16 protein-coding genes are annotated in these 18907 nt (G+C 63.1%); 13 read left to right on the top strand and 3 right to left on the bottom strand.

What is annotated here, in order from left to right; translation table 11 throughout:
- The 11 genes from ACILRA_RS07415 to ACILRA_RS07365 all read left to right on the top strand — a co-directional run.
- Window positions 1-432 (top strand): RHO alpha subunit C-terminal catalytic domain-containing protein (locus tag ACILRA_RS07415; RefSeq protein WP_395661463.1); only part of this gene is annotated, 432 nt, incomplete at its 5' end.
- Window positions 433-477: 45 nt separating this feature from the next.
- Window positions 478-1596 carry a polyamine ABC transporter substrate-binding protein gene (locus tag ACILRA_RS07410; RefSeq protein WP_395661462.1) on the top strand — a complete coding sequence of 373 codons (1119 nt, stop codon included), beginning with the start codon at window positions 478-480 and terminating at the stop codon, window positions 1594-1596.
- 3 nt (window positions 1597-1599) lie between these two features.
- On the top strand, window positions 1600-2709 hold the full coding sequence (locus ACILRA_RS07405; protein ID WP_395661461.1) for an ABC transporter ATP-binding protein: 1110 nt from the start codon (window positions 1600-1602) through the stop codon (window positions 2707-2709).
- Window positions 2706-3626: an ABC transporter permease gene (locus ACILRA_RS07400; protein WP_395661460.1), complete on the top strand. Its 921-nt coding sequence runs from the start codon at window positions 2706-2708 to the stop codon at window positions 3624-3626. Before ACILRA_RS07405 ends, ACILRA_RS07400 begins: the two co-directional genes overlap by 4 nt.
- The gene (locus ACILRA_RS07395) at window positions 3623-4459 is read left to right on the top strand and encodes an ABC transporter permease subunit (RefSeq protein ID WP_395661459.1); all 837 of its coding nucleotides are present in this window, start codon (window positions 3623-3625) and stop codon (window positions 4457-4459) included. The genes ACILRA_RS07400 and ACILRA_RS07395 overlap by 4 nt, the downstream gene beginning before the upstream one ends.
- Window positions 4456-5307 (top strand): dimethylsulfonioproprionate lyase family protein, encoded by an 852-nt coding sequence (locus ACILRA_RS07390; protein ID WP_395661458.1) that lies wholly within the window; start codon window positions 4456-4458, stop codon window positions 5305-5307. Before ACILRA_RS07395 ends, ACILRA_RS07390 begins: the two co-directional genes overlap by 4 nt.
- Before the next feature lie 141 nt (window positions 5308-5448).
- Window positions 5449-6582, top strand: a complete 1134-nt coding sequence (locus ACILRA_RS07385) for an aminomethyltransferase family protein (RefSeq protein WP_395661457.1) — start codon at window positions 5449-5451, stop codon at window positions 6580-6582.
- A 132-nt stretch (window positions 6583-6714) separates the two neighbouring features.
- Window positions 6715-7320: a dimethylamine monooxygenase subunit DmmA family protein gene (locus ACILRA_RS07380; RefSeq protein ID WP_395661456.1), complete on the top strand. Its 606-nt coding sequence runs from the start codon at window positions 6715-6717 to the stop codon at window positions 7318-7320.
- Window positions 7317-8282: a PDR/VanB family oxidoreductase gene (locus ACILRA_RS07375; RefSeq protein ID WP_395661455.1), complete on the top strand. Its 966-nt coding sequence runs from the start codon at window positions 7317-7319 to the stop codon at window positions 8280-8282. Before ACILRA_RS07380 ends, ACILRA_RS07375 begins: the two co-directional genes overlap by 4 nt.
- A 13-nt stretch (window positions 8283-8295) precedes the next feature.
- Entirely contained in the window at window positions 8296-9339 is a 1044-nt protein-coding gene (locus ACILRA_RS07370) for a heme-dependent oxidative N-demethylase family protein (protein ID WP_395661454.1), read from the top strand.
- Between the two features lie 38 nt (window positions 9340-9377).
- Window positions 9378-10733 (top strand): NAD(P)-binding domain-containing protein, encoded by a 1356-nt coding sequence (locus ACILRA_RS07365; RefSeq protein ID WP_395661453.1) that lies wholly within the window; start codon window positions 9378-9380, stop codon window positions 10731-10733.
- A gap of 237 nt (window positions 10734-10970) precedes the next feature.
- Here the strand turns inward: ACILRA_RS07365 and ACILRA_RS07360 are convergent, their stop codons facing one another.
- Complete coding sequence (locus ACILRA_RS07360) at window positions 10971-13337, bottom strand: DUF1989 domain-containing protein (RefSeq protein ID WP_395661452.1); 2367 nt, start codon at window positions 13335-13337, stop codon at window positions 10971-10973.
- A gap of 357 nt (window positions 13338-13694) precedes the next feature.
- Here ACILRA_RS07360 and ACILRA_RS07355 point away from each other — a divergent pair, with 357 nt between their 5' ends.
- Complete coding sequence (locus ACILRA_RS07355) at window positions 13695-15461, top strand: APC family permease (RefSeq protein WP_395661451.1); 1767 nt, start codon at window positions 13695-13697, stop codon at window positions 15459-15461.
- Window positions 15462-15559: 98 nt separating this feature from the next.
- A complete protein-coding gene (locus tag ACILRA_RS07350; RefSeq protein WP_395661450.1) occupies window positions 15560-15922 on the top strand; it encodes a cupin domain-containing protein in 363 nt (120 codons plus the stop codon).
- A gap of 310 nt (window positions 15923-16232) precedes the next feature.
- Here ACILRA_RS07350 and cobM read toward each other — a convergent pair whose 3' ends face one another.
- Both cobM and cobJ read right to left on the bottom strand, forming a co-directional pair.
- On the bottom strand, window positions 16233-17003 hold the full coding sequence (gene cobM / locus ACILRA_RS07345; RefSeq protein WP_395661449.1) for a precorrin-4 C(11)-methyltransferase: 771 nt from the start codon (window positions 17001-17003) through the stop codon (window positions 16233-16235).
- Window positions 17000-18787: a precorrin-3B C(17)-methyltransferase gene (gene cobJ / locus ACILRA_RS07340; protein ID WP_395661448.1), complete on the bottom strand. Its 1788-nt coding sequence runs from the start codon at window positions 18785-18787 to the stop codon at window positions 17000-17002. Before cobJ ends, cobM begins: the two co-directional genes overlap by 4 nt.
- Window positions 18788-18907: the final 120 nt, after the last annotated feature.

Here is an 18907-nt window from a genome sequence, read left to right as displayed (position 1 = left end):
GAATTGCCCCGGCACCTGCAGAAGGCCTGGACCTATTACGGGCTGTTCCCCAACCAGGTCTTCTCGATCACCCCGGACGGGATGCTGTTCTACCAGGAAATCCCGGTGTCAGAGGGGTGCACAAGGCTGACGGGCCGCGCTTACCGCTGGCCGAACGAGACGCGGGAACGTCGTCTGGCGCGCTATCTCTCCCAGCGCATCGACCGCGATACCTCGGCCGAGGACAGGCAACTCTCGATCTGGTCGAACGAATCCATGAAATCTCACGCTTTTGACGGTTTCCACCTGTCAGACCTCGAATATGGTCTGCGCCGCCACCACGACGGGCTGCGCGCAATCCTGCCGGTCATGACGCTGGAGAAGGCGCCCCCGGAGGATCAGATGGAGGCCCGCAACGCTGAAGTAACTTGCCAGATGGCCGGGCCGGTCTAATCTGGACGCTTGAACCCTGCTTGCCGATAAACCTTGGAGGACGTCTTGAAACTGAACCGCCGCAAGGCCCTGATCGGGGCCGCCGCCACGCTGTCGACACCGGCACTTTCGATGCCATGGGTGCGCCCGTCCTGGGCCAACGCGGGCTCCCTCAATGTGTATAACTGGGCTGACTATATCGGCGAGACGACGATTGCGGACTTCGCCTCGGAGACGGGCATCGAGGTGGTCTATGACCTCTACGCCAGTTCAGAGGAAATGCAGGCGAAGATGCTGGCGGGGGCATCGGGCTACGATGTCGTCCTGCAGGCGGGGCTCGGGCTTCACCGGCTGGTGGCGGCCGGGGTGTATCAGAAGATCGACCGGGCCAAGCTGACAGGTTTTGCCAATCTTGACCCGGACATCCTGAAGATCGTGGAAGGCTTCGACCCGGGCAATACACATGGCGTTCCCTACACCTGGGGCACGGTCGGCATTACCTACAATCTCGCCATGGTGAAGGAACGGCTCCCCAACGCTGACCTGAACAGCCTCGATACGATCTTCCTGCCGGAGAATGCCGAGAAGCTGGCCGATTGCGGCATCTCACTCTTGGACAGCCCGACGGACATCGGCTTCATGATTCTGCGGTGGTTGGGCCTCAACGCTGACACTGCGGGGCCGGCCGAGTATGAAAAGATGGCGGAGGCCTTCGCCAAGATCCGTCCTTACGTGGCAACGTTCGACAACACCAACTTCCTGACGACCTTGCCCAACAAGGAAATCTGCGTCGCCAACAACTGGTCGGGAGATTATGGCGTGGCCAAGAACCGCGCCAAGGAGGCCGGTATCGACATCGACCTCGCGTATTTCGTGCCGAAGACCGGTGCGCCCGCATGGTTTGACCTGTGGGCCATCCCCGCTGACTCGCGCAATGTGGAGAATGCCCACAAGTTCATCGACTACATGCTGCGGCCTGAAGTGATCGCGGCTTGCACGAACTTCACCGGCTATGCAAATGCCAACAAGGCGGCGAAGCCTTTCGTCGATCCGGCGATCGCGGCGGACCCGGCGGTTTATCCCGATGCCGAAACCCTCACCCGGCTTTACACCCCAAAGCCCCAGACGGCGGAACAGGATGCCGCCATCAACCGCATTTGGACTGTGATCAAGACGGGCGGCTAGGCCATGGCGGAGCAGGGCGGCGAGCCGTTCCTCCGCATCGAGCGCGTGTCGAAGAGCTTCGGCACGTTCAAGGCGGTGATCGATGTGAGCCTGACAGTCGGCAAGGGCGAGATCTTCTCGCTGCTCGGCGGGTCGGGCTGCGGCAAGACCACTCTTTTGCGCATGCTGGCAGGCTTCGAGGAACCGACCTCAGGCCGCATCTTCCTCGATGGCCGGGACATGGCGGGCGTGCCGCCCTGGGACAGGCCCGTCCACATGATGTTCCAGTCCTACGCGATCTTCCCGCATATGACGGTGGAAGCGAACGTTGGCTACGGCCTGAAGCATGAGAAGGGCCTGTCCAAGGCCGCAAGGGCTGCCCGCGTGGCCGAGATGCTGGACCTCGTGCAACTCACGCCCTTCGCCCACCGCAGGCCGCACCAGATCTCGGGCGGCCAGCGCCAGCGCGTGGCGCTCGCCCGGGCCCTGGCGCGGCAGCCCAAGCTTCTCCTGCTCGACGAGCCGCTGGCGGCGCTCGACAAGAAGCTGCGGGAGCACACCCAGTTCGAACTGATGTCGATCCAGCAGCGCACCGGCGTCACCTTCATCGTGGTGACCCACGACCAGGAAGAGGCGATGACCCTCTCCGACCGCATCGCGGTGATGGACCGGGGCGAGGTCAAGCAGATCGGCAGCCCCAACGAGATCTATGAGTTTCCCAATAGCCGCTTCGTCGCCAGCTTCATCGGCTCGATCAATTCCTTCGAGGCCACGGTCCTTGCACGGCAGGAGCAGTACCTGCGTCTGGCGGTGCCAGCCCTCGGCAGCGAGGTTCTGGCCAGGGACGTGCCCGGCGTTCGTGAAGGGCAGGACGTAACGCTTGCGATCAGGCCCGAGAAGCTCCGCATATCCAAGGACCGGCCGGAGGGCACCAATGTGGTGGCGGGGCAGGTGAAGGACCTCGCCTATTTTGGCAAGGACAGCCTCTACCGCATCGGCCTCGCGGGCGGCGGGCTGATGCAGGCCCATGCGGTGAATGCCCGGCGCGGCGATGAGGGAACCAGGGTCGCCGACTGGGACGATGCCGTGTGGCTCAGCTTCGATCCCGCCGCGGCGCTGGTGCTGGTGCAATGAGCATGGGCGGCGGGCGCTTCTCTCGCTGGTTCGACAGCAAGGGCTGGCCCGGACTGCTGATCGCGGTGCCCTATCTCTGGCTCATCGTCTTTTTCCTGTTGCCCTTCCTGATCGTGGTCGCGATGAGCTTCGCCACCAAGACGCCGACGGCGCCGCCGTTCTCCTTCGGCGGCGAGCATCCGCTGGTCAATCCCGACGCCTATGGAAGGATGCTGACCGGCGGGCTCTATCTGCGCGCCTTTCTCACCTCTCTGGTGAACGCCCTGGTGGCCACGGTGTTCTGCCTGCTCATCGGCTACCCCATGGCGCTGGGGCTGACGCGCGTCTCGCACAGCTGGCGCAACATCCTGCTGATGCTGGTGATCCTTCCCTTCTGGACGTCGTTCCTGCTGCGCGTCTATGCGTGGATGGGGCTGATGGGACGGAATTCCTGGTTCAACGGCATGCTGACCGACGCCTGGAATTTCCTGGTGCCGATCGATTGGGCGGTGAAGTCCATTCCCATGATGCACTCGAATTTCGCTGTCGTGCTGGTCATGGTCTACACCTATCTCCCCTTCATGATCCTGCCGCTCTACGCCAGTCTCGAGCGGCTCGACCCCGCCCTGGACGAGGCGGCGATGGACCTGGGCTCGCGCCCGCACCAGGTTTTCCGCGACGTGACGCTGCCGCAGTCGATTCCCGGCATTATTGCGGGCGGAACACTGGTGTTCATCCCCGCGGCGGGCGAGCTGGTCATCCCGACGCTGGTGGGCGATGCGTCCTCGCCGATGATCGGGCGGCTGATCTCGGATGAGTTCAGCCAGGCGCAGGACTGGCCAATGGCCTCGGCCATCGCGGTGGCCCTGCTGCTGTTGATGGTTGCTCCGGCCATGATCTACAGCCGCTACCAGTCCAAGGCGGAGGGCTCGTCGTGACGCGCCGCCCGGTATTCCTGATCTCCGTCCTGGCCTTCGGCTTCGCCTTCCTCTACATCCCGATCCTGTCGATGATGGTCTACAGCTTCAACGCCTCGCGGCTGGCGACGGTGTGGGGCGGCTTCTCAACCAAATGGTACGTCTCGCTGTTCTCAAACAAGCAGGTGATCGACGCGCTGCTCCTGTCGCTGAAGATCGCCCTCATTTCGTCCTCGGTCGCAACCGTCATCGGCGCCATGGCGGGAATCGTATTGGCGCGGTTCTCCCGCTTCCGCGGGCGCACGCTGTTCTCCGGGCTGGTGATCGCGCCCCTCATCATGCCTGAGGTCATCACCGGCATCTCGCTCCTGCTGTTCTTCATCATGATGGCGGACTGGATCGGCTGGCCGGGTGCGCGCGGCTTCACCACGATCACGCTGGCGCACATCACCTTCTCTGCCGTCTTCGTGACCACCATCGTCCAGGCGCGCATGGCGCAGTCCGACCGGGCGATCGAGGAGGCGGCGATGGACCTCGGCTCGCGCCCCTGGCAGGTGATGTTCGACGTCACGCTGCCGGTGATTTTTCCGGCGATTCTGTCTGGCTGGCTTCTGGCCTTCACCATCTCGCTCGACGATGTGGTCATCACCGCCTTCACCACCGGGCCCGGGTCGACGACCCTGCCTCTCCTCATCTGGGCCAAGGTCAAGCTGGGTGTCACGCCGGACATCAACGCGCTGGCAACGCTCATGGTGCTGGCGGTCGGTATCGGGGTCGTGGCGGCGGGCATCATCATGAACCGTTCGGAGAAGCGGCGCCTCGCCGAGGAGAGGCTGGCGTTTCGCGATCAATGACCGGTGTGCTGAACCTCCTCCATGCGCCGCTCGGGCAGCCCGGTTCGGGGCGGCTGCGCTATGGCGCGGCAATGGCGCTCTGGCGCGATGGCCTGATCAGTGCGGAGGTGCTGGAGGTCTATCGCATAGCCTCCGCCCATGACGCGCGCGACCCGCTGGACGTTCTGGCCAGGCTTGGCCTGCCGCTGCCGCCTAAGCCGCCCGTGGACCTGCCTACAGCGCGTCTTTACGGAGCAGCGAGGGACTATCTCCTGCGGCTCCATCACCCTGGTGCGGCGGAGGTGCGGGCCGGATTGCCCGCGGATCCCGGCCCGGGCCGGGTGATGACGCCCCGCCCCAACGCCGTGGCGGAGCGCTGGCTGCCGGAGGCATGCCGGCTCCTGTCCGCCAGTGAGCCCTTGCTTGCGGGCGCTATCGCTGCGGCCTCCGGGGCGCTGTCATGGATCACCTATGATGCCTATCCGCGTGCCGCCATCGGCGAGGACTTCGCCGCGGGCCATTGCTTCGCCTCGATCCTGGGGGGAGATGCGCCCTTCGCCGCCGATGACTTCGAGCTTGGCCTGTTCCTGATCGCACCCAATGTGCTGTACCGCGACCACCGCCACGCCGCGCCCGAACTCTACGCGCCATTGACCGGCCCCCACGGCTGGCGCTTCCGCCCCGGGCGGCCACTGATCGTGAAGCCGGCGCACCAGCCGGTCTGGAACCCGCCGCATCAACCCCACTTCACCAAGGTGGGTGCTGTCCCGTTCCTCAGCCTGTTCGTGTGGACAAGGGATGTGAACGAAACGGCCCAGGTCATTGCGGCGGATGATTGGGCCATGCTGGAGGGCGCCGCCATTGGCTGAGACGCTGATCCGCCACGGCAATGTGGCGGCGCTTGGCAGGTGTAACGCTGTCGAATACACGATTTGACGGCTTGCGATTCTGTATCACCGGTGTAGAGTTTGGAAAAAATAGTTCCACAGAGGAAACGAAGGAGGGAATTCATGCCGTTGTCCTGGAGATTTTCTGCCCTGGGCGATCGCCACCGGGCGCTTGGATCGAAGCTTGAAGACTGGAGCGGCATGGGCACCGCCTGGACCTACGACAAGGACATCTATGCCGAGCATATCGCCATCCGCACCAAGGCGGGGCTCATGGATGTCTCGGGCCTGAAGAAGGTCCATCTGGTTGGCCCGCATGCGATCGCGGTGCTTGATTATATCACCACCCGTGACCTCTCCAAGGTCTATCCCGGCAAGTCCGTCTATGCCTGCATGCTCAATGAGCGCGGCATGTTCACGGATGACTGCATCATCTATCGCACCGGACCCAATTCCTGGATGCTCGTGCATGGCTCGGGTTCCGCGCATGAGGAGGTGGTGAAGCAGGCCATGGGCCGCAACTGCGCCGTGCTCTTTGACGATGACCTGCATGACCTGTCGCTGCAGGGCCCCGCCGCGGTCGATTTCCTTGCGCAGCACGTGCCGGGCATCCGCGACCTGAAGTATTTCCATCACATGCAGACGACGCTGTTCGGCGCTCCCGTCATGATCTCGCGCACCGGCTACACCGGCGAGCGCGGCTATGAGATCTTTGTGCGCGGCCAGGATGCGCCCATGGTCTGGGACACCATCCTCGACAAGGGCAAGGACATGGGGATCATCCCCTGCTGCTTCAGCGTGCTCGACATGCTGCGCGTCGAGAGCTACCTGCTGTTCTACCCTTATGACAATTCGCAGATGTACCCCTTCCCGGATCAGATCCCGGGCGACTCGCTCTGGGAACTGGGCCTCGACTTCACGGTCAGCCCCGGCAAGACCGGCTTCCGCGGCGCGGAGGAGCACTACAAGCTCAAGGGCAAGGAGCGCTTCAAGATCTTCGGCGTGCTGATCGATGCCGATGGACCGGCAGACCTCGGCGACGAGATCTGGGCCGATGGCCGCAAGGTCGGCGTCATCACCTGCCCGAGCTATTCCAAGCTCACCAAGAAGAGCATGGGCATCGCCCGCCTCGAGCTTCCCTACGCCAAGCAGGGCGCCGCGCTCGAAATCCGCGGAAAATCCTTGAAGGCGAAGGCCATCGCCCACACAATCAGCTTCGACGATCCGGAGAAGAAGAAGCGCACGGCCGTTGGCTAGCGCGCGTTCCGACCAGGTGGAATCACCTGGTCGAAAAGAACTCGCGCAAGTTCAATGGCTTGAGCATGATCTTTTCGCAAAAGTGGTTTCCACTTTTGCGGATCATGCTCTAGCAAGGGAAAGAACGTCTGAATGCTCGTTGCAGGCATCAAGAGCCGTCCCGTCTACGGCGGGCTGGACGTGGACCAGAATGCAAGACGGCACCTCTTCGCCCTTGAGGGCGAGGGGGCGCTGGCCATCATCGACCAGGCTGCAAAGGCTGGCCGGGATTTCCTGAAGACATCCGACATCCTGTATGTCGCCTCGGGCTCGAAGGCCGAGGATCATGACAAGAAGCTCGCTGCCCTGGGGCCTGACAGCCTCTGGGTGGCGCCCACCATTCCGGTGCTGCTCAACCGCTTCAACGTGATGCTTGGCCAGGCCAGGATGGGGGCTCGCATCTATGTGTCCGGTACCGAGGGCTTCATTGGCCAGGCCATTCAGCTGGCGATGAACCACGGCGTCGACCATGCGTCGGTCCATGCGGAACATCGCGGCTCGGCGGCGCGGCGCGTGCAGTGCGTGCATTGCAAGGGCATCACCGACAATGTGAAGACCAGCCCCTTTACCTGCAGCCACTGCGGGCTGTCGCTTCTGGTGCGCGACCACTACTCCCGCCGCATCGGCGCGTTCCAGGGCGTCTGCATCGACGCGGAGGAACCTGGGACGGCACCCCAGCCGGAGGAACTGTTTCCTTGACCATCAACACCGAAATGAAGGTCCGTGTGGCGAAGATCGCCCAGGTCGCGGACAGGGTGAAGCGCTTCCGCTTCGAGCGGGCCGACGGCCAGCCCATGCCGATCTTCTCCGGCGGCGCGCATGTGATCGTCTCGATGCGCGACGGCGATGTGCTCCGCCGCAATCCCTATTCGCTGATGTCATCGCCCGCGGACACGGGCGGCTATGAGATCAGCGTGCTGCGGGTCGAGAACTCGCGTGGCGGCTCCGCCTTCCTGCATGAGAAGCTGAAGGAAGGCGACAGCCTCACGCTGAGCCAGCCGGTGAACCTGTTCCCCTATGACCAGCGCGGCCGCAAGCACGTGATGATGGCCGGCGGCATCGGCGTCACGCCGTTCATGGCGATGATGGACCAGATGGAGCGTGAGGGCAGGGCGTTCGAACTGCATTATGCCGTGCGCACCCGCACCCATGGCGCATATTGGAAGGACCTGCAGTCGCGCTATGGCGCGCACCGCGTGAAGGTCTATTGCGATGCGGAGAATCTCTTCATCCCCGTCGACGCGATCGTTGAGAACCAACCGCTCGGCACGCATCTTTATGTCTGCGGTCCCGCTGGAATGATCAACGGCGTGCTGGGCAAGGCGCGCGCCCAGGGCTGGCCGAAGCAGAACCTCCATTCGGAAGAGTTCCTCGCGCCGCCGCCGGGCCAGGCCTTTCAGGTCAATCTGGCCCGCTCCGGCCTCACCATCGACGTGGCGCCGCACCAGAGCATTCTCGAGGCCGTTGAGGCGGCAGGTGTGGATGCGCCCTACCTCTGCCGCGGGGGCGCCTGCGGCCAGTGCGAGACGGCCGTCATCGCCTGTGATGGAACCCTCGAACACAATGACCACTTCCTCGAGCCGGACGACAAGGCCTCGGGCAAGAAGATCATGATCTGCGTCTCACGCATCAAAGGTAACGCGGTCACGCTTGACCTGTAGGAGGCTCCCCGCCATGAACATCAACTTCCGCGACGAAACCTTCCGCAACGACTTCACTTTCCGCAACAGCCCGGAATCGATCCGGCGCTTTCCCTTCCCGTTCCACGAAGACAAGTACATGTATGCGGTGAACATGGAGCCGCATGTGCCCGCCGGGCCTGCGGGCCATGCCTATAACAACCCGATCGACGTCGATGAGCACTATGTGTCCGAGATGCGGGACCGCGCGATGGTGCTGAAGGAAGACCCGCTGCGCTACCAGGCGTTGCCGCACATGATGACCGCGCAATGGGACACGCTCGAACTCCTGATGGAGCAACAGGCTGCGGCATATCCTGATCACTTCTCGCTCACCAAGGATGGGGATCGCTGGCACTGGATCAACAGGCCGCTCGGCATCGATCAGGTCTTCACCTTCGGCGACGCCTCGACGCTGCCGATGGAGCCGCTCGAATTCATCACACGGCAGGCCCAGGGCGATTTCTGCGTCGTCGACCAGCGCGACGGCAATCTCTGGATGGACGCCGGGATGGTGACGACCCAGGCCGACTGGTCGCTCGACTTCGACGTCGGCATGAACTTCATGGAATGGCACGGCCCCGTGCCGCTGGCCCATGAGATCGGCGTTTTCGAGCGGGCCCTCAAGTTCCTGCTGAACCTGCAGCTCGGCAAGCCGGTGCGCCGCCTCAACTGGACCATGACGATCAACCCGCGCCTCGACACGAGCCCCGAGAATTACCACAAATGGGGCCAGGACCGCACCACGGTGACGCCGGAAAACGTCGGCGGCAAGGTCCACCTGCGTTGCGAGCTGCAAAGCCTGTGGCGCCTGCCGCGCTCCAACGCCATGCTCTTCGTCATCCGCTGTTACCTGATCAAGATGGAAGAGCTGGTGACGGTTCCGAAATGGGGGCGCCGCTTCCACCGGGTGCTGCGCGATCTTCCGCCGGAACTCATCGACTACAAGGGCCTGACGCGATACCGCCCGATGACGGTTGAATGGCTGTCGAAGCATGACGACGGCCAGCCGACGTCGCCTGGTATCTATCCGGATTGATGCGAAGGCTCGTAACAAGAAATACCAAGGGAGAGAACATGACCAGAGTTGCAGTAATCGGGGCAGGACCTTCAGGATTGGCGGCCCTTCGCGCTTTCCAGTCTGCCAAGAAGAAGGGAGCAGAGATTCCCGAGGTCGTCTGCTTCGAGAAGCAGGAGGACTGGGGCGGTCTTTGGAAATACACTTGGCGCACCGGCCTCGATGAGTATGGCGAGCCGGTCCACTGCTCGATGTACCGCTACCTCTGGTCCAATGGCCCGAAGGAATGCCTTGAATTCGCCGACTACACATTCGAGGAACACTTCGGCAAGCCCATTGCCTCCTATCCTCCCCGCGCCGTGCTGTGGGACTATATCGTCGGCCGCGTGAAGAAGGCGGGCGTGCGCAAGTGGATCCGCTTCAATTCGCCGGTCCGCATGGTCGAATACGACAAGAAAAAGAAGAAGTTCTCGGTGACGGTCCATGACCGCCCGAAGGACAAGATGTATACGGAGGAGTTCGACCACGTGATCTGCGCCAGCGGTCACTTCTCGACGCCGAACGTGCCGTTCTTCCCCGGCCTCGACGCCTTCCACGGCCGCGTCCTTCACGCTCACGACTTCCGCGATGCGATGGAGTTCAAGGGCAAGGACATCCTGATCGTGGGCCGGAGCTACTCAGCCGAGGACATTGGCTCGCAGTGCTGGAAGTACGGCGCCAAGTCGGTCACCACGACCTACCGCTCAAAGCCGATGGGGTTCAAGTGGCCCGCCAACTTCGAGGAGCGCCCGCTGCTGCAGAAGCTCGAGGGCAAGACGGCGCATTTCAAGGACGGCAGCACCAAGGACGTCGATGCCGTCATCCTGTGCACCGGCTACCAGCACCATTTCCCCTTCTTGCCGGAAGATCTGCGCCTCAAGACGGTGAACCGCATGTGGCCGGAGAACCTCTACAAGGGCGTCGTCTGGCAGAACAATCCGCGGCTGTTCTTCATCGGCATGCAGGACCAGTTCTACACCTTCAACATGTTCGATGCCCAGGCATGGTACGTGCGTGACATCATCCTCGGCCGCATCAAGATGCCGAAGGCTGACGCCATGACGAAGGACTGGAAGAAGTGGCTGAGGCGCGAAAAGAAACTCGCAACGCCCGAAGACATGATCTGGTTCCAGGGCGACTATGTGAAGGAACTGATCGACGCCACGGACTATCCGAACTTCGACATCGAGGGTGTCAACAAGACCTTCATGGAATGGGAGCACCACAAGATGGAAGATATCATGGGCTTCCGCAACAACGCCTACCGCTCGCTGATGACCGGCACCATGAGCCCCGTCCACCACACGCCATGGAAAGACGCGCTCGACGATTCCATGGAAGCCTATCTCCGCGACCCCGCGAAGAAGGTCGCCTGAGGCGGGCAACCGGAATGGATGACGGACAATCGCCGGGGCCAAACCCCGGCGATTTTCTTTGATCAGGGGGCGGACAGTTTAGATCACTTGAAGATTTACGCTCCAACTCCGCCGTCACCGCAGCGAAAGCTGGGGTCCCGCTTTTTGGCAGCATGTGCTGCAACGAAAGCGGGATGCCAGCTTTCGCTGGCATGACGGTGGGAATTGGGTGTTGACCTCAACTGACCACTTGCCGCTTTACGACCGTGGCCTCGTTTTCTCCGGATCGTAATGCGCGAACTTCACAACGCGCGCCGGCAGGCGCTTCTGGTGGCCGTCGAGCTTGCCGATCTCGACCTCCGTGCCGATCTCCGCGTTGAGTGCGTCGAGGCGGGCGAGGGCGATGTTCTTGCCAAGCAGGGGTGAGCGCATGCTGGAGGTGACGACACCCACCTGCGCCCTGCCGATGTGCACGCAGTCGCCGTGGCCCACGGCCTCGTTCGAATCGATCTCGAGGCCAACGAGTTTCCGCCGCGGGTGTTCCTTGCGCTGGAGGAGCGCTTGTTTGCCGATGAAGTCGTCTGCCTTTGATTTGAGCGGCACGGCGAAGCCGATGCCGGCCTCGAAGGGATCGGTCTCGGAGGTGAACTCGTAATTGGCGAAGATCAGCCCGGCCTCGATGCGCACCATGTCGAGCGCCTCGAGGCCCATGGGCCTGATGCCGTGCTTCTGGCCCGCGTCCCACACCGCGTCGAACACGGCGAGTGCATCCTTCGGGTGGCAGAAGATTTCATAGCCGAGTTCGCCCGTGTAGCCGGTGCGCGAGACGACCACGGGCGCGCCCTCGAAATGCCCGATGCGGCCCACACAGAAGCGGAACCAGTCGAGTTCGCCGATCGCGGGCTGCGCGGCCGAGGTCCAGATGATCTCCTTCAAGAGCGCTCGGCTGTTCGGGCCCTGGACGGCGATATTGTGCAATTGGTCGGTCGAGGAGCGGACCCAGGCCTTGTAGCCCATCTTCTCCGCCTGTTCGCGCAGCCAGATGCCGGAATAGTCCTCGCCCCCGATCCAGCGGAAATTGTTCTGGCCCAGCCGGAACACCGTGCCATCATCGATCATGCCGCCGTTCTCGTAGCACATGGCGGAATAGACCACCTGGCCGGTCGAGAGCTTGCGGATGTCGCGGGTCAGGCAATATTGCAGCAGTGCCTCGGCGTCGGGTCCCGTCACCTCGAACTTGCGCAGCGGCGAAAGGTCCAGCACCACGCATTTCTCGCGGCAGGCCCAATATTCCTCGATCGGCCCGTCATTGTTGAAACGTGTGGGAAGCCAATAGCCGCGATACTCGGCATGGTTCCGGGTCAGTGCTGAGAAACGCGGGTGAAAGGCGGTTTCGCGGGTCAGTTGCGCGTCGGCGTCGGGTGTCATGCGATAGGCCACTGCTCTGGTGAATTTCTCGGTTGCCGCATAGGTGCGGATGTGGATGTCGGTGGGCTCCCAGGCATTCGCTGCGTCGATGTCGTCCGGGCAGGAGGAGGAGACGCAGACGATGTCGGTCAGCGCCCGCATCAGCACATAGTCGCCGGGCCTCGACCAGGGCTCATCGAGGTAGAGCTGGTTCTGGTGGTCGATGTTGGTGTTGTAGAAATAATTGATCGCCTCCCAGCCCTTGCGCGGCGCAACTCCATAGGGGGCGAGTGCCCGGTTGAAGTTGTCGGTGCAGTTGATGTGGCCGGGATAGCCCATGTCGTCATAGTAGCGGCTGTTGCAGGCCGTGGCGAAGGCGTCATGGCGGCCGACGGTGTCCTGAACGATCTCCACCAGGGGCTCGAACTCCCGGTCGAAAGCCTTCGAGGGCAGGCCAGGCGTGGGATAGCTGCGGCCGATCAGCGTGCGGGTGACGGTCGAGTCGAGCGCAAGGTCGAGGCCCTTGTCCAGCTTGCGGGCCGACAGGGCCTGGAAGTCGGTGCACTGGCGGCCTGAGACATCGATGACCTGGATGTATTCGCCCGCTCTCACGAGATAGGCAGAGGCCGTGGCCGCCGCGATGCGGATGTCGTGGAGGGGGTCTGCCAGAGGCTCCGGCAGCATTTCCAGCGGCTTTCCGGGCGCCAGGCTTTGCCGCGTTATCCGCAATTCAATTGGAGTGGCGGCATTCTGTGAGTCGGGCGCCATGTCGGCGCCGGGGGCGGCGACGATCAGCAGGCCGTCACGGGAAGCCGTCAGGCCGGCATGCGAATATGCCCGGCTGGGCTCCCCGAAAAGCCGGATGGCGCGCGCCGCGGCAATGTCGATGTTGCGCCGCCGCAACAACGCCAGGCTGCGCGCAGCACCGGTCTCTGCTCCCGCCAACATGGCCATGAAGCCTGCGGCCGTGGCGTCGGCCGCGGCACCCAGCGAGGCCGTGTCGCACCGGCCGGACTGGTCGAAAAACAGCACTTCACAGGGCTGGCCGCCCTCCCTGTCCGTGAGGGTGAGGACATCGCCTGCCCGAACCTCAACAGTCACCGAGCCCGCCCCAGGCACAAGATAGCGCTCCTGGCGCTCAGACATGCGTTTCATGCCCGGCCTCAGAATGCGGCTGGGCGGCGGGGCCGTGGTGCGATGCAGCGTGGTGATCGTCATGTCTCAACTACTCGACTGGATTGCTTAGAGCATGATCCGCAAAAGTGGAAACCACTTTTGCGATAAGATCATGCTCAAGCCATTGATCTTGCGCGAGTTCTTTTTCGACCAGGTGATTCCACCTGGTCGGAACGCGCGCTAGGCCGCGATACCGGCGCCCCAGATTTTCCCCAGCATAGTCGACTTTCGCTTGACCGTCGATATAACGCGATTAAAAAATGTTTCCTAAGGCGCAGAGGGGGGATCGCGGCAAAAAACTCCGCAACCTTGTGACCTTGTCATGCATGGCGTCAATCACTCCGGCAGAGGGTGCCACGCCATGGGATGAGAACCACGACAAACGGAGGAAACAAAACAATGTCTCAACAACCGCAGACGGGCGAGCTCGTCCGGGCAATTGACTGGAGAGGCGCCTTCTGGATCGCCGCCGGCGTTCCACCCCTGGTGCTGTTCTCGATTGGCGGCATCGCCGGCACGACAGGCAAGCTTGCCTTCCTTGTCTGGATGATTTCCATGGTGATGGGCTTCCTGCAGTCCTTCACCTATGCCGAGATCGCCGGCATGTTCAGCAACAAGTCAGGCGGCGCGTCAGTCTATGGCGCCACGGCCTGGCTTCGCTATTCGAAGTTCATTGCGCCCTTGTCGGTGTGGTGCAACTGGTTCGCATGGAGCCCGGTGCTGTCGCTTGGTTGCGTTATCGCGGCGGGTTACATTCTCAATTCTCTGTTTCCCATTCCGGCGGCTGACTCGCAGGCCGTGATCGACTGGGTAACGGCGAATGCCGCGCAGTTCACGGCGCAGACGCAGGCGGTGGTCGATTACATGGCGGCCAATGCGGGCGTTGCGGAAGCCGATGCCATCAAGGCCGTGGCCACCCAGGCCGGCGTTGAAGCGCTGACTCCGGCGGTCCGTGTCTGGGAAGCCTTCAGCTTTGCCGTGCCGGGCCTCGGCACGCTGAAGTTCAACTCCATCTTCGTGATCGGCGCCATCCTGATGCTGATCATCTTCGCCATCCAGCATCGCGGCATCGCCTCCACGGCGGCGGCGCAGAAGGTGCTGGCCATCATCGTTCTGGTGCCGCTGCTTCTGGTTGGCCTCGTGCCGATCTTCACGGGCGCCATCCAGAGTGCCAACGTCACCGCACTGGTTCCGCCGACGGCGAGCTATTCGGGTGTGGATGCCGCAGGCTGGACGCTGGGCGGCTGGACGCTGTTCCTGGGCGGCCTCTACATCGCCGCCTGGTCAACCTACGGCTTCGAAACCGCCGTGTGCTACACGCGCGAACTGAAGAATCCCAAGACGGATACCTTCAAGGCCATTCTCTTCTCTGGCCTTCTGTGCTGCGTGTTCTTCTTCCTTGTGCCGTTCTCTTTCCAGGGTGTCCTCGGCCATTCCGGCATGGTGGCGCCGGGCATCGTTGATGGAACAGGCGTGGGCGAAGCGCTCGGCAACATGGTGGGCGGCGGCAAGGTCATCACCCAGATCTTCGTGATCCTGATGATCCTGGCGCTGTTCCTCGCCATCATGACGGCAATGGCTGGATCCTCGCGCACCCTCTATCAGGGTTCGAAGGACGGCTGGCTGCCGCGCTACCTGACTCAGGTGAACGAGCATGGCGCACCCACCCGCGCCATGTGGACTGACCTGGTGTTCAACCTGTTCCTGCTGGCGCTCGCCTCAGACGTTGCGGGCTACTTCTACGTTCTCGCCATCTCGAACGTGGGTTACATCATCTTCAACTTCCTGAACCTCAATGCCGGCTGGATCCACCGTGTGGACTCAGGCCACATTGCGCGCCCGTGGAAGGCGCCGACCTTCCTGATCGGCCTCAACACGGTGCTCGCCTTTGTCAACGCGCTGTTCCTCGGCGCGGGCGCCAAGGTGTGGGGTTACAACACCGCTCTGTGGGCTGGCCTCATCATGGCTGCGCTCATCATTCCGGTGTTTGCCTTCCGCCATTATATTCAGGATGGCGGGCGCTTCCCCAAAGGTGCGCTGGAAGATCTTGGCCTCAAGGATGGCGATATGGGTGAGCGCAAGGCAGGCATGTGGCCCTATCTGGCGCTGATTGCCGGTGCTGCCGTCGTACTCTGGGCGAACTGGTTCTTCGTACTGCCGTCCTGACGGTAGCTCAATAATGTGTGACCAGGCGGGGCCTCGCACAGAAGCCCCGCCTGTTTTATAACAACTGTCCGGACAGCCTCGCAGCGAAGGAGCAATTCATGAAGTCGATTTCCAAAGTTGACCGCATCGTTCACAACTACAAGACCGCGCCCTTCATGCCCTATATCGATGCCGACGGGCGCGAGATCCCCGGCCAGCAATTCGTTCAGCTCGACGACACGTTCCCCGAAGGGGCAGGCTTCACGCTCTACCGGATGGCGCCTGGCAGCTCCAGCCAGCCGCATGAGCACACCTGCCACGAGCAGTTCTTCGTCATCGAGGGAGAGGTCGTGGACAATGACGGCTTCGTCTACAAGCCCGGTGATTTCGTGCTTCTCAAGACGGGCACCCAGCATTTCTCCACCACCGAAACCGGCGCCACCCTCGTGGTCTTCGTGCGCGAACTGGAGCGTAACCTCTAGAGGGGCGGGAGATCAGTCGATCTGACTGGAAGATCTGCGCTCCAGCCACGTCCCGCTTTCTGCCTGCATGTGCCGCACCAAAAGCGGGATGCCAGCTTTCGCTGGCATGACGGTTCGAGTGAGGAGACGACGATAACTGACTCAACGCCCGCCATCCGTGTCATCTCATTACCACCGCCGTCACCCCAGCGAAAGCTGGGGTCCCGCTTTCTGTCCGCACGTACTGCAACGCAAGCCTGGCATGACGGCGAGACTTGGGTGTTGGTCATAACTGACCGCCCGCCGCCAGAGAGCCCGGCCGGATCGCGCGCTATGCCTTGGCTGTCTTCCGGTTCCGCAGCACATGTTCATGCGCGGCGTCATAGAGCGCAGAGTCCCGGAAGCCATGGGCATCGAGCACGGGTCCCACGAGCACCAGCGCGGTGCGGGTGATTTTCGCCTCGCGCACCTTCTTGGCAATGGTGGAGAGCGTGCCGCGGATGATGAGCTCGTCCGGCCAGGTGATCCGATACGCGACGACGACCGGGCAATCGGCACCATAATGCGGCGTCAGCGACCGCTCGATGTAAGCGAGGTTGCGGATCGAGAGGTGGATCGCCAGGGTCGCGCCGGAGCGGCCCAATTCCTCCAGCGTCTCACCCGGCGGCATGGCAGAGGACTGCATGGCAGTGCGGGTGAGGATCACCGTCTGCGCGATCTCGGGCAGGGTGAATTCGGTCTTGAGTGCTGCTGCCACGGCGGCGAAGGCTGGAACGCCCGGCGTCACGTCATAGGGAATGCCAAGCTTGTCGAGACGGCGGATCTGTTCGGCAATCGCACCATAGAGCGAGGGGTCGCCCGAGTGGACGCGGGCCACGTCATGGCCCTTAGCGTTCGCGGCCTCGATCTCCGTGATGATCTCGTCAAGCGTCATGGGAGCTGTGTCGACGACGCGGGCACCCTCCGGTGCGGCCTTGACGATCTCCTCCGGCACCAGCGAGCCCGCATAAAGGCAGACGGGGCAGGACTGGATGATCTTCAGCCCACGCACCGTGATGAGGTCAGGCGCGCCGGGGCCGGCGCCGATGAAATGGACAGTCATTCCGCTGCTTCTCTCTTCTTTGCATAGCCGCGCGGCGTGTAGGCGGCAGTCGTGCCGTCGCCGCGGGCGAAGCTCTTTGATTGGGATGAACCCACCATCACGAGGGTGAGCATGTCGACGTCATCCGGATTGAAATCGGCGAAGCGGATGACGCGCACCTGCTCCTCCGGCCGGCCGAGGTTGGAGGCGATGACGACGGGCGTATCTGGCGGGCGGTGATGTGCCAGAATGGCGAAGGCACGCTCCAGCTGGTCACGCCGCTTCAGGGATCGCGGGTTGTAGAAGGAGATGACGAAGTCACCTTGCGCCGCTGCGGTGACGCGCTTCTCGATCGCCTCCCATGGCGTCAGCAGGTCAGACAGCGAGATGCAGCAGAAGTCATGCCCGATCATGGCGCCGGCCTTGGCGGCTGCGGCCTGGAAGGCGGAGATGCCGGGGATGACGTTGACGGCGATGCGCGATGGCTCAAGGTCGATCACCTCATAGACGAGGGCCGCCATGGCATAGATCCCGGCATCGCCCGAGCAGATGAGGGCCACGTCCTTACCTTCCTTGGCAAGGTTGATCGCGTGGCGCACGCGGTCTTCTTCACCGCCCAGCGGAAAGCGGTGTTCCTGCTGCATGGACTTCACGTCGGCGGCGAGATCGAGATAGAGACCGTAGCCCACCCAATCCGAGGCGGAGGCGAGTGCTGCAGTGGCGGCGGGTGCGCGCCAATCCGGTGTGCCGGGGCCGAGGCCCACCACATGCACGATGCCGCGCGCGCGGCCCGGAATGGTGAGGATGGGCGCCGTCGCCATCGCAATGGCGCAGGTGGCGCGGGTGGAACGGGTCTTCTCGACAATGAGATCGGCTTCCGGCCCTGCACCGGCGAGGGCTGCTGCTTCCGCCACGCCGGGGACACCCACTTCCTTCGCCACGATGTCCGACGGGTTCTTGAGGCGCGGCGTTTCGCGGCTCAATGCCTCAACTGTGAAGAAGCGCGCGGGCACGTGGAAATGCGCCGCCACGGCGTGGATTGCGGTTTCATCCGCCTTGAGGTCGATCGAGGTGATGGCAGCGAGGGAGGCGGGCGAGAGGCCGTTGTCCGACAGGACCTGCTCAGCCAGTGCAATGAGTTCGGAAGGGTCCGCGTGCCGCTCGCAGCCGAGGCCCATCACCAGCGTTCTGGGGTGATAGACGAGCTCGGTGGCGGAGCCTTCGCTTTGCCGTTCGGTGACGTGAAGGATGATGCCGTCAAAGTCCGGCTCCCACGCCTGAGCCTTGGCTGTGGGGAAGGGGCTGGCTGCGCCCCGCAGCGCGAGGGCCGCGCCATTGAGAAGCGCCGCGGTGGCGGGCTTCATGTGCTGCGGATTGGCAAGGGTGAATCCCGCTGCCGGATCATCCAGCGCGAAGCCGAAGCGCACCTCGCTGGCCGTGGTGATGGCGGCATGGCCGTTGCAGAATTCCGCGATGCGGCGGGCGAGGTCATTGGCGCCATGGTGGCCGCCGAGCAGCGGCACGGCGGAGGAGCCGTCTTCCGCCACGGCGATCACCGGCGGCTCGCTGTGCTTGTCCTTCAGGTGCGGTGCAATCGCCCGGATGAGAATGCCCGCGGCGCAGAGGCCGATGATGCTGCGGCCTTGCGTGAACAGTTGGCCCAGATGGGCCGTGGCCTTGGCATAAGTTATATCGCCACCCGCAACGCAGCTGGGCGTATGGATTTCAGCGTCGAGCGCTTGCTTCAGCTTGTTGGCCAGCGGCAGGGCAGAGGCGCCGAGCACGAGGAGGACGGGCTTCACCATGTTTCGGCACCCGTATAGACGAGGATGGTCGAGAAATAGGGCAATCTATCTTCCGTGATGGCGAGAAGCGGCGTCACCGCTTCATCCGCATGGGTGGCCTTGACGATGACATGGGCATTC

Source organism: Aestuariivirga sp. (assembly GCF_044239095.1).
In the GTDB taxonomy this organism is placed as follows: domain Bacteria; phylum Pseudomonadota; class Alphaproteobacteria; order Rhizobiales; family Aestuariivirgaceae; genus Aestuariivirga.
The sequence above is the reverse complement of the archived record's forward strand: the minus strand, read 5'-3'. Positions and strand labels throughout refer to the sequence as shown.

Bases quoted from the DNA above. Each gene is read 5' to 3' on its own strand.
- ACILRA_RS07405 (WP_395661461.1), top strand. From the start codon at position 1,600: ATGGCGGAGCAGGGCGGCGAGCCGTTCCTCCGCATCGAGCGCGTGTCG.
- ACILRA_RS07400 (WP_395661460.1), top strand. From the start codon at position 2,706: ATGAGCATGGGCGGCGGGCGCTTCTCTCGCTGGTTCGACAGCAAGGGC.
- ACILRA_RS07390 (WP_395661458.1), top strand. From the start codon at position 4,456: ATGACCGGTGTGCTGAACCTCCTCCATGCGCCGCTCGGGCAGCCCGGT.
- ACILRA_RS07385 (WP_395661457.1), top strand. From the start codon at position 5,449: ATGCCGTTGTCCTGGAGATTTTCTGCCCTGGGCGATCGCCACCGGGCG.
- ACILRA_RS07380 (WP_395661456.1), top strand. From the start codon at position 6,715: ATGCTCGTTGCAGGCATCAAGAGCCGTCCCGTCTACGGCGGGCTGGAC.
- ACILRA_RS07370 (WP_395661454.1), top strand. From the start codon at position 8,296: ATGAACATCAACTTCCGCGACGAAACCTTCCGCAACGACTTCACTTTC.
- ACILRA_RS07365 (WP_395661453.1), top strand. From the start codon at position 9,378: ATGACCAGAGTTGCAGTAATCGGGGCAGGACCTTCAGGATTGGCGGCC.
- ACILRA_RS07360 (WP_395661452.1), bottom strand. From the start codon at position 13,337: ATGACGATCACCACGCTGCATCGCACCACGGCCCCGCCGCCCAGCCGC.
- ACILRA_RS07355 (WP_395661451.1), top strand. From the start codon at position 13,695: ATGTCTCAACAACCGCAGACGGGCGAGCTCGTCCGGGCAATTGACTGG.
- ACILRA_RS07350 (WP_395661450.1), top strand. From the start codon at position 15,560: ATGAAGTCGATTTCCAAAGTTGACCGCATCGTTCACAACTACAAGACC.
- cobM (WP_395661449.1), bottom strand. From the start codon at position 17,003: ATGACTGTCCATTTCATCGGCGCCGGCCCCGGCGCGCCTGACCTCATC.
- cobJ (WP_395661448.1), bottom strand. From the start codon at position 18,787: ATGGTGAAGCCCGTCCTCCTCGTGCTCGGCGCCTCTGCCCTGCCGCTG.